The 12,727-nt window shown below is 65.2% G+C and carries 10 protein-coding genes and 1 pseudogene; 10 read left to right on the top strand and 1 reads right to left on the bottom strand.

Annotated elements, in window-relative coordinates; translation table 11 throughout:
- Positions 1 to 65: 65 nt before the first annotated feature.
- The 7 genes and pseudogenes from L0U84_RS01110 (at position 66) to L0U84_RS01080 (ending at position 8,313) form a co-directional block, all read left to right on the top strand.
- Positions 66 to 992, top strand: a complete 927-nt coding sequence (locus tag L0U84_RS01110) for an IclR family transcriptional regulator (RefSeq protein WP_233846513.1) — start codon at positions 66 to 68, stop codon at positions 990 to 992.
- A 41-nt stretch (positions 993 to 1,033) separates the two neighbouring features.
- Complete coding sequence (locus L0U84_RS01105) at positions 1,034 to 2,419, top strand: DUF3108 domain-containing protein (RefSeq protein WP_233846511.1); 1,386 nt, start codon at positions 1,034 to 1,036, stop codon at positions 2,417 to 2,419.
- Positions 2,420 to 2,570: 151 nt separating this feature from the next.
- Positions 2,571 to 3,359 carry an alpha/beta fold hydrolase gene (locus L0U84_RS01100; RefSeq protein ID WP_233846496.1) on the top strand — a complete coding sequence of 263 codons (789 nt, stop codon included), beginning with the start codon at positions 2,571 to 2,573 and terminating at the stop codon, positions 3,357 to 3,359.
- Positions 3,360 to 3,478: 119 nt separating this feature from the next.
- Positions 3,479 to 3,736: a BTH_I0359 family protein gene (locus tag L0U84_RS01095; RefSeq protein ID WP_233846488.1), complete on the top strand. Its 258-nt coding sequence runs from the start codon at positions 3,479 to 3,481 to the stop codon at positions 3,734 to 3,736.
- Positions 3,737 to 4,049: 313 nt separating this feature from the next.
- Positions 4,050 to 5,120 carry a homocysteine S-methyltransferase family protein gene (locus L0U84_RS01090; RefSeq protein WP_233846487.1) on the top strand — a complete coding sequence of 357 codons (1,071 nt, stop codon included), beginning with the start codon at positions 4,050 to 4,052 and terminating at the stop codon, positions 5,118 to 5,120.
- A gap of 68 nt (positions 5,121 to 5,188) precedes the next feature.
- Positions 5,189 to 7,918: pseudogene (gene metH / locus L0U84_RS01085) on the top strand (methionine synthase); the annotation flags it as partial.
- 197 nt (positions 7,919 to 8,115) lie between these two features.
- Complete coding sequence (locus L0U84_RS01080) at positions 8,116 to 8,313, top strand: acid-shock protein (protein WP_233846484.1); 198 nt, start codon at positions 8,116 to 8,118, stop codon at positions 8,311 to 8,313.
- A gap of 131 nt (positions 8,314 to 8,444) precedes the next feature.
- Here the strand turns inward: L0U84_RS01080 and L0U84_RS01075 are convergent, their stop codons facing one another.
- Positions 8,445 to 8,771 (bottom strand): DUF1840 domain-containing protein, encoded by a 327-nt coding sequence (locus L0U84_RS01075; protein WP_018419249.1) that lies wholly within the window; start codon positions 8,769 to 8,771, stop codon positions 8,445 to 8,447.
- 462 nt (positions 8,772 to 9,233) lie between these two features.
- Here L0U84_RS01075 and argS point away from each other — a divergent pair, with 462 nt between their 5' ends.
- The 3 genes from argS to L0U84_RS01060 all read left to right on the top strand — a co-directional run bounded on the left by argS (position 9,234) and on the right by L0U84_RS01060 (position 12,715).
- The gene (gene argS, locus L0U84_RS01070) at positions 9,234 to 11,024 is read left to right on the top strand and encodes an arginine--tRNA ligase (protein WP_233846482.1); all 1,791 of its coding nucleotides are present in this window, start codon (positions 9,234 to 9,236) and stop codon (positions 11,022 to 11,024) included.
- Between the two features lie 79 nt (positions 11,025 to 11,103).
- Entirely contained in the window at positions 11,104 to 11,901 is a 798-nt protein-coding gene (locus L0U84_RS01065; protein WP_233846480.1) for an SPOR domain-containing protein, read from the top strand.
- A gap of 175 nt (positions 11,902 to 12,076) precedes the next feature.
- On the top strand, positions 12,077 to 12,715 hold the full coding sequence (locus tag L0U84_RS01060) for a thiol:disulfide interchange protein DsbA/DsbL (protein WP_233846471.1): 639 nt from the start codon (positions 12,077 to 12,079) through the stop codon (positions 12,713 to 12,715).
- The last annotated feature ends 12 nt before the right edge of the window (positions 12,716 to 12,727 follow it).

The following is a 12,727-nucleotide window of genomic DNA, read 5'->3' as shown; positions in this document are numbered from 1 at the left end:
GGCCCAATATCTGCGTGTTCGTCGTCGTTGTCACCGTCACTACCGCCATTACGCGCCTTTTGCACATGTCCGCCAACGCCCGCTCCGGCACGATCCGCTCCCGCACCGACCCCGCGTCCGCCGACGAGTTGCTCGCCTGCGCCGACATCACCGACGCAACCGGCGCCGATGACGAAACCGGCGAACCCGGCGAAGAAAAGCTGCGCTCGGGCATCCAGTCGATCGAGGTCGGTTTCAGGCTGCTCGACGTGCTGACCCACGAACCGCGCGCGATGATGCTGCGCGATCTCGCGCAGCGCGCGGGCATGAGTCCGGCGAAGGCGCATCGCTACCTGGTCAGCTTTCTGCGTCTCGGCGTGGTCGCGCAGGACCCGCTGTCGGGCCGCTACGAACTCGGCGGCTTCGCTTTGCAGTTGGGGCTCGCGCGGCTTGCGCGCGTCGACGGCGTGAAGCTCGCCCGCATCGCGCTTGCCGAACTGCGCGACCGGCTCGACCTGACCGTCGGCATCGCGGTGTGGGGCAACCAGGGACCGACGATGGTGCATTGGATGGAGTCGAGCTATCCGGCCAAGGCGTCGCTGAAGCTCGGTGACGTGATGCCCTTGCTCAGCTCGGCGACCGGTCTGCTGTTCGCCGCCTACCTGCCGTCCGGCAAGACCGCCGCGATGCTCGAGCGCGAGCTGGCCGACTCGCGGCGCTCGTCCTACAGCGGCGCGCCGCGCACCCGCGACGACGTCGACAAGGTGCTCGCCGAGGTGCGCGAGCACGAGGCCGCGCGCGTCGAAGGCATGCTGTTGCCGACGATCCACGCGTTTTCGATGCCGGTGTTCGATTCGACCGGCGAACTTGCGCTCGGCCTGGTCGCGCTCGGCCATGAGGGTGCGTTCGATATCCGCTGGGGCGGCGAGATCGATACCGCGTTGCGCGAATGCGCGCGCAAGCTGTCGTACGAACTCGGTTATAGCGCGGCACCGCGTAGCGAAGACGGCTGATACGGGCCGAGTCGTTCAAGCACTCACACATTCAAGCGCCGATGGATTTTGCTTCCACCAACCGCCGTCGTGATCGCCTGCCGGCTTTCGGCAGCGGGCCGGGACGCGGCGCGCGCGCGTGGCGTTGGCTTGCGGTTCTGGCGGCCGTCGCGCTTGTGCACTGGATCGCTGCGCAATGGTTCGAGCGCGCTCGCGTGAATCTGAATCCGGCGGATCACGAGCACGTGCCGGTGCAGGTCGCGCTGCTGACGCCCGAGAGGGTCGAGCGCCAACCGGCGCCACAGCCGGCCGCACCCGCCGCGCATCCGCCCGCGCCCGCACACAAGCCCGCGGCGAGTCGGCCGCGCGAGCACCATGTGCTCACCGCGTTGCAGCCGGCCAAACCGAACGAGCCGGCGGCCACACCGGCCTCGGAGGTGGCGGCTAGCGCGCCGCCCGCGGCCGCAAGCGCGAATGAAGCGGCCCACGCGAATGCCAGCGGCGGCGCCGCGAGCGCGCCTGCCGCGGCCAGCGCGCCGCCAGCATCGCAGGGCGTGAAGTTTTCGGTACCGCCATCGGCCGAACTCGACTACGACACGTTCTACAACGGCGTGCGCAACGCGCCCGGCACGATCCATTGGGCGAGCAACGCGCAGAGCTACGAAATGGTCGTATCGGTGCCGCTGCCGTTCGTCGGTCCGTTCGTGTTTTCGAGCCACGGCGGCATCGATGCCTTTGGCCTCGCGCCGGCGCAGTACAGCGAAAAGCGTGGCCGTCGCGCGGAAGACATCGCGATCTTCAATCGCAACGACAAACAAATCGGCTTCACGCGCACACCCGCCTCGTTGCCGTTGCCCGACGGCGCGCAGGACCGCTTCAGCGTCGTGATGCAGCTCGCAAGCCTCGTGCGCGGCGATCCGGACGCGTATAAGCCTGGCGTGACGCGACAGTTTTTCGTCGTCGATACCGATAGCGGCGAGAACTGGCCCATCGAGACGATCGGCGACGAGACGATCCGCGCGGCGCAGGGCTATCTGCAGACGCGTCATTTCAAACGTCTGCCGCGGCACGATGGCGACCAGCGCCGCATCGACGTGTGGCTCGCGCCGTCGCTCGGCTGGCTGCCCGTGCGCATCCTGCAGACGGAGCCGAACGGTACGCAGTTCGAACTGGTGTGGCGCGGCAAACTGAATGTCGATGGGGTGTCGTCGGATGACGGTGGCAATGGTGGCGCGGCCACGCCAGCCTCGGACGCAGCGCCCGCCACCACCACCACCGCCACCACCGGCGCCACACCTGCCACGCCCTCTGCCACAAGTCCTGCAACGTCGACGCCAGCGGACGCCGCCAACCCAACCGCCGCGCCGGCCGGCGCATCGGCAGTAACGCCCGAGGTCGCCCCACCCGCACCGGTCGATTCGACCGCTCCAACGATCATCAAACCGTGACACCTGTCGTGACAGAGTGTCACGAGCAGATTTGCTCAAGATCAGCGAAACTTCCTTTGCAACGTTGACTCGCACGTCATTGGAACCCCCGTTCGCACTAACGGGGCGACCCACCGCGCTTTTTCACTGCGTTTCCTTCAAAGGAGTCTGCATGCAAGTGAACATCAACGGTATCGAAACACGCTACGTGCTCAGCAACGAAGGGGGCGGCCCGTGGCTCACGTTCATCCATCAGCTGGGCGGTGATCTTTCCATCTGGGATCAGATGGCCGGGTATTTTCGTGACGATTACACGGTGCTGCGCTACGACGTGCGCGGCCACGGCCACAGCGCGGTTTCGCGCGAGCCGTTCGGCATGCGCGAACTGGCCGACGATCTCGCCAAACTGCTCGATGCGCTCGGCGCGCGGACGACGCACCTGGTCGGCCTGTCGCTCGGCGGCATGATCGCGCAGCAATTCGCGCTCGACCATCCATCACGCATCGACACGCTGACCATCGCCGACAGCACCGGCGGCACCCCGCCCGAAAACCGTGAGTTGTGGAATCAGCGCGCCCACACCGCGCGCAGCGACGGCATGGAGGCGCTGCTACCGTCGACGCTCGCGCGTTGGCTCACGCCCGATTTCCAGGCCGGGCATCCCGAAGCGGTCGAGCCGATCCGTGAGGCATTTGCGCGCACCTCGCCGGAAGGTTTTGCGATGGCCTGCGAGGCGCTGCGCGATTTCGACCTGCGCGGCCGGCAAGGCGCGATCCGGTGTCCTACACTGACAGTTGCCGGACGTCACGATACAGGCACGCCACCTGCTGCTACGCAGGCGATAGCGGAGGCGATCGAGGGCGCCCGCTTCGAGTTGCTGGACGCCGCGCATCTTGCGCCAATCGAGCAATCGCACCGTTTTGCCGCGATGCTTGAATCGTTTCTGGAGCGGCGAGTCTAACCGTCAGGTCCGGAGTTTTTTAAGTGCGTCGTCCGGACCCACCCCTTGAATTCCATCTCACATGCTCCACCTACGTTGCAGAAAAGGGCAGGAGCCCAACGGAAATAAGGAGTGTCGCCATGCAAATGATCTATAACAGCCCTAACTACTGTGTCGTCGAGTTTCCTCCGCAGGAAGGTCCGCTGGCCATGAAGTCGGGCGGCTACGAGATTGTCGACAAGAACATGCAGCGCGAAATCTACATCGACGGTGCAATGGCAGCACAGTTTCGCGAGCATGTGCAGAAGCTGATCGAAGGCGAGCCGACGCTCGACGAGGTCGACGAATTCCTCGGTCAGTTCGACAGTCTGATGCATCAACCGGTGGTCCTGCATTGAGCGGAGGGGTTTAGCTGGCGCTCTGGCGACATCGATCGACCGCACCGCGCGGCTTTGCCGGCGGGTTTCATCAGGCGGTCGGCAGCAACAAAACGGCGCGGCAGGCTTCGGCTTGCCGCGCCGTTTTTTTTATTGCTGCACCACGATTCCTGTTGCTTCGTTTGTTAGCGATTCCGCATTCTTCGCGCGCCGCGTTTTAGTCGGTCGATTTTGCCGACCGGGCCGGACGCCCTCCTCCCAGCCGGGCGCATCCGTGCGGCAGCGGCTACAATGACAGGTTTTCCGCCAACGCCGGCGCAAGCCCTCGTCCGCCATGACCCAGCCTGCTCAATCCGCCACGCCAGTCCGTTCCGAGCCCGCCTACACCCGCGGCGCAGCGCTTCCCGCGCTGCTGAACTCGCGCATCCTGATCCTGGACGGCGCGATGGGCACGATGATCCAGCGCTACAAGCTCGACGAAGCCAGCTATCGCGGTGAGCGCTTCAAGGACTACGCGCGCGACATCAAGGGCAACAACGAACTGCTGTCGATCACCCAGCCGCAGATCATCGCCGAGATTCACGAGCAGTACCTCGCGGCGGGCGCGGACATCATCGAAACCAACACGTTCGGTGCGACCACGGTCGCGCAGGCCGACTACGGCATGGAGTCGCTCGCCGTCGAAATGAATCTCGAATCGGCGAAGCTCGCGCGCGCCGCGTGCGACAAATACGCGACGCCGGACAAGCCGCGCTTCGTCGCCGGCGCGATCGGCCCGACGCCGAAAACCGCCAGCATTTCGCCGGACGTCAACGATCCGGGCGCGCGCAACGTGACCTTCGACGAACTGCGCGCCGCCTACTACGAGCAGGCGAAAGCGCTGCTCGACGGTGGCGCGGACCTGTTCCTCGTCGAAACGATCTTCGACACGCTGAATGCGAAGGCCGCGCTGTTCGCGCTCGACGAGCTGTTCGAAAACACCGGCGAGCGTCTGCCGATCATGATCTCCGGCACCGTCACCGATGCGTCGGGCCGCATTCTGTCGGGCCAGACCGTCGAGGCCTTCTGGAACTCGCTGCGTCACGCGAAACCGCTCACGTTCGGCCTGAACTGCGCGCTCGGCGCGGCGCTGATGCGTCCGTACATCGCCGAACTCGCGAAGCTGTGCGACACCTACGTGTCGTGCTATCCGAACGCCGGCCTGCCGAATCCGATGAGCGACACCGGCTTCGACGAATTGCCCGCGGATACTTCGGGCCTGCTGAAGGAATTCGCCCAGGCTGGGCTCGTGAACATCGCTGGCGGCTGCTGCGGCACGACGCCCGAGCACATCGCGGCGATCGCGAAGGCGCTCGCCGAGCTGAAGCCGCGCAAGTGGCCGACGCAGTATCGCGACGCGGCCTGAGCCGACCTGACGCAGTTGACCCGGGCTCCCAGCACGCCCAGCACGTCCCTTAACGCACGCACCCGACTCGCACACACGCCATGACCGATCACACCATGCGCCTTGCCGGCCTCGAGCCGTTCAACGTCACGTCCGGGACGCTCTTCATCAACGTTGGCGAACGCACCAACGTGACCGGCTCGAAGGCGTTCGCGCGAATGATCCTGAACAATCAGTTCGACGAAGCATTGGCCGTCGCGCGCCAGCAGGTCGAGAACGGCGCGCAGGTCATCGACATCAACATGGACGAGGCGATGCTCGATTCAAAGGCGGCGATGGTGCGCTTCATGAATCTGATCGCGTCGGAGCCGGACATCGCGCGCGTGCCGATCATGATCGACTCGTCGAAGTGGGAGGTGATCGAGGCGGGTCTCAAGTGCGTGCAGGGCAAGGCGATCGTCAACTCGATCTCGCTGAAGGAAGGCAAGGAGCAGTTCCTTCATCATGCGAAGCTGATTCGCCGCTACGGCGCGGCCAGCGTCGTGATGGCCTTCGACGAACAGGGCCAGGCCGACACGTTCGCGCGCAAGAAGGAAATCTGCCGGCGCTCGTACGAGATTCTCGTCAACGAAGTCGGCTTTCCGCCCGAAGACATCATCTTCGATCCGAACATCTTCGCGGTCGCGACCGGCATCGAGGAGCACAACAACTACGCGGTCGACTTCATCGAGGCGACGCGCTGGATCAAGCAGAACCTGCCGTACGCGAAGGTGAGCGGCGGCGTGTCGAACGTGTCGTTCTCGTTCCGCGGCAACGACCCGGTGCGTGAGGCGATTCACACCGTGTTCCTCTATCACGCGATCCAGGCGGGGATGGACATGGGCATCGTCAACGCGGGGCAGCTCGGCGTGTATGCCGAACTCGATCCCGAACTGCGCGAGCGCGTCGAAGACGTGGTGCTGAATCGCCGTGAAGACGGCACCGACCGCCTGCTCGAAATCGCCGACAAGTTCAAGACCGGCGCCGCGAAGAAGGAAGAGAACCTCGAGTGGCGCAACCAGCCGGTCGAAAAGCGTCTCGCGCACGCGCTGGTGAGCGGCATCACGACGTTCATCGTCGAAGACACCGAGGAAGTGCGCGCGAAGATCGCCGCCCAGGGCGGCCGTCCGATCAGCGTGATCGAAGGTCCGCTGATGGATGGCATGAACATCGTCGGCGACCTGTTCGGCCAGGGCAAGATGTTCCTGCCGCAGGTCGTGAAGTCGGCGCGCGTGATGAAGCAGGCGGTCGCGCATCTGATCCCGTTCATCGAGGAAGAAAAGCGCCAGCTCGCGGCGGCTGGCGGCGACGTGCGCGCGAAGGGCAAGATCGTCATCGCAACCGTCAAGGGCGACGTGCATGACATCGGCAAGAACATCGTGTCGGTCGTGCTCCAGTGCAACAACTTCGAAGTGGTCAACATGGGCGTGATGGTCCCGTGCAACGAGATCCTCGCCAAGGCGAAGGTCGAGGGCGCGGATATCGTCGGGCTGTCGGGCCTGATTACGCCGAGTCTCGAAGAGATGGCCTACGTCGCGTCGGAAATGCAGCGCGACGACTACTTCCGCGTGAAGAAGATTCCGCTCTTGATCGGCGGCGCGACGACCTCGCGCGTGCACACCGCGGTGAAGATCGCGCCGCACTACGAAGGGCCGGTGGTCTACGTGCCGGACGCGTCGCGCTCGGTATCGGTGGCCTCGAGCCTGCTGTCCGACGAGGGCGCCGCGAAGTACATCGACGAACTGAACGCCGACTACAGCCGCATCCGCGATCAGCACGCGAACAAAAAAGCGCAGCCGATGGTCACGCTCGCCGAAGCGCGCGCCAACAAGACGAAGATCGACTGGGCGGGCTATCAGCCGGTCAAGCCGAAGTTCATCGGCCGCCGGGTCTTCAAGAACTTCGATCTGAACGAGCTCGCGAACTATATCGACTGGGGTCCGTTCTTCCAGACGTGGGATCTCGCCGGCCCGTACCCGGCGATTCTCAACGACGAGATCGTCGGCGAATCCGCGCGGCGCGTGTTCTCGGACGGCAAGTCGATGCTCGCGCGCCTGATTCAGGGCCGCTGGCTGCAGGCCAACGGCGTGATCGCGCTGTTGCCGGCCAACACGGTGAACGACGACGACATCGAAATCTACACGGACGAATCGCGCACCGAAGTCGCACTGACGTGGCGCAATCTGCGTCAACAGAGCGTGCGGCCGGTGGTCGACGGGGTGATGCGGCCCAACCGCTCGCTCGCCGACTTCATTGCGCCGAAGGATTCGGGCGTCGCCGACTACATCGGTATGTTCGCGGTGACGGCGGGTCTGGGCGTCGACGTGAAGGAGAAGCAGTTCGAGAAGGATCACGACGACTACAGCGCGATCATGCTGAAGGCGCTCGCGGACCGGCTCGCCGAAGCATTCGCCGAAGCGATGCACGCGCGCGTGCGGCGCGACCTGTGGGGCTACGCGAACAGCGAAAGCCTCTCCAACGACGAACTGATCGCCGAAAAATACCACGGCATCCGTCCGGCGCCCGGCTATCCGGCCTGTCCCGACCACCTCGTCAAGCGCGACATGTTCGACGTGCTGCAGGCGAACGAAATCAACATGAGCGTGACCGAATCGCTGGCGATGCTGCCGGCGGCGAGCGTGTCGGGCTTCTACCTCGCGCATCCGGACAGCACCTATTTCTCGGTCGGCAAGATCGGCGCGGATCAGCTCGACGACTACGCGCAGCGGATGTCCCTGTCGAAAGCGGATGCCGAGCGCGCGTTGGCGCCGTTGCTTTGAACGCGAAGCGATTCGTGGCCCGAAGGCCATCCGGCCGGGCCGCGCATCGCCCGTGCGCGACTATATCGAGTTCGAAAGACTGAATATTTGGCGCCACGGCAATTTCGGCTTTGTAGACTGAGTCGGCTTTCATCCCGTCAGGCGCGAGCACAACGCGCCGGCTCATCAAGATTGCAACCGACTCCGGAGAGAATCATATGAAGAAGCTGACGCTGTTATTGACTGCTGTTTCGCTGGCCGCGGGCGCTTCCGTGGCGCTCGCGCAACCCGCCGCGCCGGGCGGCTCGAGCGCGGTCAGTTCCTACTCGCCGCCGACCGAGCCGCACGTCAAAAAGGCGAAGAAGCCAAAGACCAAAAAAGGCGCGGCAGCGTCGGCGGCCTCCGCGAGCCAATGAGTGGCACGCCGGACACGCCCTCTGAATGACAAAGAGCCCGCGTCGAGCGGGCTCTTTTGTTTGGCTGCGTAAAAGAAGCGCTGATGAATACCCGTTCCGAGCGCACCGTGGCGCCCGGGACCCGGCAGAAATCAAAGTCCCCAGACGATATCCGCGTTTTCCTTCTGCGCCGCGCGCAGCATATCGAGGAACGGATATGCGCGCTGCGCGAGTCCGGGCGGAATTTCATGACGATCGCGGCCGTCCTCGCCTTCGTGGAAATGGCCCTCGTGCTCGGCGCGCTCCTGCTTGTCCGAGGTGATCGCCGCTTCGAGCTTCTCGATGGCCGGGCCCAGTTCGTCGTGAGTGATGACGCCCCGCTGCCCAAGGCGTTTGCCGACAATGCCGACCAGATACTGCGCCAGATTCTCCAGCATCATCACGTCCGGGCAGGCGTGGCACTTGAAAGTAATCAGCATGACTGTTCCCTTTTTCGTTATGTCGGGTGAGCGCACGAGCGTCCCAAGGGCTGCCACTGCGCGCGCCTGGGCGCGGCGCCGGCAACGCGCGGCGGCCACGGCCCCTCGCGGGCAGCTCATTGAACATATTAGCACCTGCTAAAATCCGTCTGAACGGAAAAGCGCGCCGCCCAGCGCCACGTGCGGCGAGGCTCGACGAGCATCGCGAACGTGTGCAACCGGGGGCGTCGAACCATCGGCCGCAATCCGCATGCCGCGCGAGCCTGCGTAACGGCCAGCCGCCGTGCGGAGTCCGCCGCGTTGTGCTGCTAGCGTTACGTCTCGTCGCATCGCTCGGGGACGGTCTGCTGGCGGCGCGGCCATCCGCGCGGCAAAGCGCGGCCACGCTCCGCGCTTGCGACACCGGCCGCGGCCGGCGCCTCTTCCGCCTTACCGGATTGCCTCACTGGACTCGCAACAAGCATGCTGCCCGCACATAAACACACACTCGAAACCCTGCTCGCCGATACGGTCAAGCAGGTCGCGACTGCCACGCAAGGCGCGACCGAAGCCGCTTTCGTCTCGCCCGCCATCGCGCTCGAGCGCCCGAAAGTCGCCGCGCACGGCGACGTCGCGTGCAACGTCGCGATGCAGCTCGCCAAGCCGCTGCGCGCCAATCCGCGCCAGCTCGCGCAACAGATCGTCGATGCGCTGCTCGGCAATCCACAGGCCAAAGGCCTGATCGACACCGCCGAAGTGGCGGGCCCCGGCTTCATCAATCTGCGGCTGACCGCCGCGGCCAAGCAAGGCGTGATCGCCGCCGTGTTCGCCGAGCAGGACGCGTACGGCCGCTCGCGGCGCGACGCCGGCAAGCACGTGCTGATCGAGTTCGTGTCGGCCAACCCGACCGGCCCGCTGCACGTCGGTCACGGCCGCCAGGCCGCGCTCGGCGACGCGCTCGCGCACGTGCTCGCGTCGCAGGGTTGGGACGTGCATCGCGAGTTCTACTACAACGATGCCGGCGTGCAGATCCAAACGCTCGCGCTGTCCACCCAGGCACGCGCGCGCGGCCTCGCCCCCGGCGACGAGGGCTGGCCCGCTTCGGCCTACAACGGCGAGTACATCGCCGACATCGCGAAGGACTATCTGAACGGCGTCACGGTCGAGGCGAGCGACGGCGAGCCCGTCACCGGCGCGCGCGACGTCGAAGACCTCGAGGCGATCCGCCGCTTCGCCGTGACGTATCTGCGTCGCGAGCAGGACATGGATCTGCAGGCGTTCGGCGTGAAGTTCGACCAGTACTACCTGGAATCGTCGCTCTACACGGAAGGCCGCGTCGAGAAAACGGTCGACGCGCTGATCGCCGCGGGCAAGACCTACGAGCAGGAAGGCGCGCTGTGGCTGCGCACCACCGACGACGGCGACGACAAGGACCGCGTGATGCGCAAGACCGACGGCACCTACACGTACTTCGTGCCGGACGTCGCCTATCACGTCGCGAAGTGGGAACGCGGCTTCACCAAGGTCATCAACGTGCAGGGCTCGGATCACCACGGCACGATCGCGCGCGTGCGCGCCGGTCTGCAGGGTCTCGGCATCGGCATTCCGAAGGGCTACCCCGACTACATCCTGCACAAGATGGTCACGGTCATGCGCAACGGCGAAGAGGTGAAGATCTCGAAGCGCGCGGGCAGCTACGTGACGGTGCGTGACCTGATCGAATGGTCGGGCGGCGCGACGCCGGGCACCGAAGCGGCCGTCGATCTGATCGACGAGGAAACCATTCGCCGCGGCCGCGACGCGGTGCGCTTCTTCCTGATCTCGCGCAAGGCGGACACCGAATTCGTGTTCGACATCGACCTCGCGCTGAAGCAGAACGACGAGAATCCGGTGCACTACGTGCAGTACGCGCACGCGCGCATCTGCTCGGTGATCGCCGAATGCAAGGCGCGCTACGGTCTTGAGGAGAGCACGCTCCCGAGTGTGGATCTCGCGCCGCTCACGAGCGAGCGCTCGATGGCGCTGCTCAACAAGCTCGCCGAATTCCCGGACATGCTGCAGCACGCCGCCGACGAACTCGCGCCGCACGCGGTCGCGTTCTATCTGCGCGAACTCGCCGGGGAATTTCACTCGTTCTACAATGACCGTGCCGAGCGCGTGCTGGTCGACGATGCGGCCGAACGCAACGCTCGCGTCGCGCTGCTCGCGGCCACCCGCCAGGTGCTGGCCAACGGTCTCGCGACGATCGGCGTCTCTGCTCCCGTCAAGATGTAACTTCTCCAGCGTAATATGCACGCGGCCGTCGCTATAATCGGCGGCCGTTCCTGGATTCTTTTTGCAGGTGATTCGTACGATGGCAAAACCACGCCGCACAACAAAGCAGTCGAAGCAAACCGGGGGCACTTTTCTCGGTATCGTGCTGGGCCTGATCGTCGGCCTGGCGATCGCGGTAGTGGTGGCGCTGTATATCACCCGTGCGCCTACGCCGTTCGTGTCGAAGGTCGCGCCGCCGGCGGCGACCGACAACGGCGCGAGCCAGGCGCAATACGATCCGAACCGTCCGCTGCAAGGCAAGACGCCGGGCCAACCGGTGCCGCAGGCCGCGCAACCCGCGCCGCCGAACACCGCGCCGGGCCAGACCAACGCGCAGACCCAGTCGGGCATGCTCGAAGAACCGCAGATCGTCGAAGTGCCGCCGTCGGCCGGCAACGCGAATAACAACGGCACGGCGGTCGCGCCCAATCCCGCGCAGGAAAACGGTGGCATCGTCGCACCCGCACCGGCGAAGAAGCCGCAAACGTCGAGCGCGCCGGCCGCCACTGCGGCAGGCTCCGCGCCGAAGGGCCCGAGCACGACCACCGCGGCCAACACCAAGCCGGGCTCGGCCCCCGCGCCGGCCCCGGGCGACGCGAACACCGGCTACTTCCTGCAGGTCGGCGCGTACAAGACCTCCGCCGACGCCGAACAGCAGCGCGCGCGGCTCGCGTTCCAGGGCTTCGAATCGAAGGTCACGCAGCGCGATGCCGGCGGCGTCACTTACTACCGCGTGCGCATCGGACCGTTCTCGAAGTTCGAGGACATGAATTCGAGCCGTCAGCGTCTGTCGGACGCGGGTGTCGATACCGCGGTGATCCGCTTCACCAAACAATAAATAAACGGTAACGCCGGCTCGCGCGGCGCGTCGAACTATCGGCGCGGAGCGCGAGTCACAAGCACGATGGCCGCCTCGAGCTATGTCGTGGCGGGCGGCCACGCCGAATCCGACCAGCGGTGACGGGCCTTCGCAGAGCGTCACCGCACTACCGCCTTATCTGGGTCTACACAACATGAAAAAACTGCTGAGCATCCTGTTTCTCTCGCTGGGCCTGATCGCGGCCAGCGCGCATGCGTCGCCGAGCGCGCCGGTCGCCGGCAAGGACTACACCGTGCTGGCCTCGCCGCAACCCACCGACGTGCCGGCCGGCAAGATCGAAGTCACCGAATTCTTCTGGTACGGCTGCCCGCACTGCAATGAATTCAACCCGTTCCTCGAAGCGTGGGTCAAGAAGCAGGGCCCGGACGTCGTGTTCCGCCGCGTGCCGGTCGCCTTCCGCGACGACTTCATTCCGCACTCGAAGATGTACCACGCGCTCGACGCGCTCGGCCTCGCGAACGAACTGACGCCGAAGGTCTTCAACGAAATCCACGTCAACAAGAACTATCTGCTGACGCCGGAAGACCAGACCAAATTCCTCGCGAAGCTCGGCGTCGATCCGAAGAAGTACATGGAAGCGTACAACTCGTTCTCGACGCAAAGCGCGCTGCAGAAGGACAAGAAACTGCTCGACGACTACAAGATCGACGGCGTGCCGACGCTCGCCGTGCAAGGCAAGTATGAAACGGGCCCGGCCGCGACCGGCACCCTGCCGGGCACGATCCAGGTGCTCGACTATCTCGTCTCGCAAGTCCGCGCCAAGAAGATGTAATCACGAGGCGCC

This window comes from Paraburkholderia sp. HD33-4, from assembly GCF_021390635.1.
Classification (GTDB): Bacteria; Pseudomonadota; Gammaproteobacteria; order Burkholderiales; family Burkholderiaceae; genus Paraburkholderia.
Note: the sequence above shows the minus strand (reverse complement) of the source record. Positions and strands in the feature narration are given on the sequence as shown.

Coding starts and splice junctions, on each gene's coding strand:
- argS (WP_233846482.1), top strand. CDS start 9,234: ATGCTGCCCGCACATAAACACACACTCGAAACCCTGCTCGCCGATACG.
- L0U84_RS01080 (WP_233846484.1), top strand. CDS start 8,116: ATGAAGAAGCTGACGCTGTTATTGACTGCTGTTTCGCTGGCCGCGGGC.
- L0U84_RS01100 (WP_233846496.1), top strand. CDS start 2,571: ATGCAAGTGAACATCAACGGTATCGAAACACGCTACGTGCTCAGCAAC.
- L0U84_RS01065 (WP_233846480.1), top strand. CDS start 11,104: ATGGCAAAACCACGCCGCACAACAAAGCAGTCGAAGCAAACCGGGGGC.
- L0U84_RS01075 (WP_018419249.1), bottom strand. CDS start 8,771: ATGCTGATTACTTTCAAGTGCCACGCCTGCCCGGACGTGATGATGCTG.
- L0U84_RS01110 (WP_233846513.1), top strand. CDS start 66: ATGTCCGCCAACGCCCGCTCCGGCACGATCCGCTCCCGCACCGACCCC.
- L0U84_RS01090 (WP_233846487.1), top strand. CDS start 4,050: ATGACCCAGCCTGCTCAATCCGCCACGCCAGTCCGTTCCGAGCCCGCC.
- L0U84_RS01060 (WP_233846471.1), top strand. CDS start 12,077: ATGAAAAAACTGCTGAGCATCCTGTTTCTCTCGCTGGGCCTGATCGCG.
- L0U84_RS01105 (WP_233846511.1), top strand. CDS start 1,034: ATGGATTTTGCTTCCACCAACCGCCGTCGTGATCGCCTGCCGGCTTTC.
- L0U84_RS01095 (WP_233846488.1), top strand. CDS start 3,479: ATGCAAATGATCTATAACAGCCCTAACTACTGTGTCGTCGAGTTTCCT.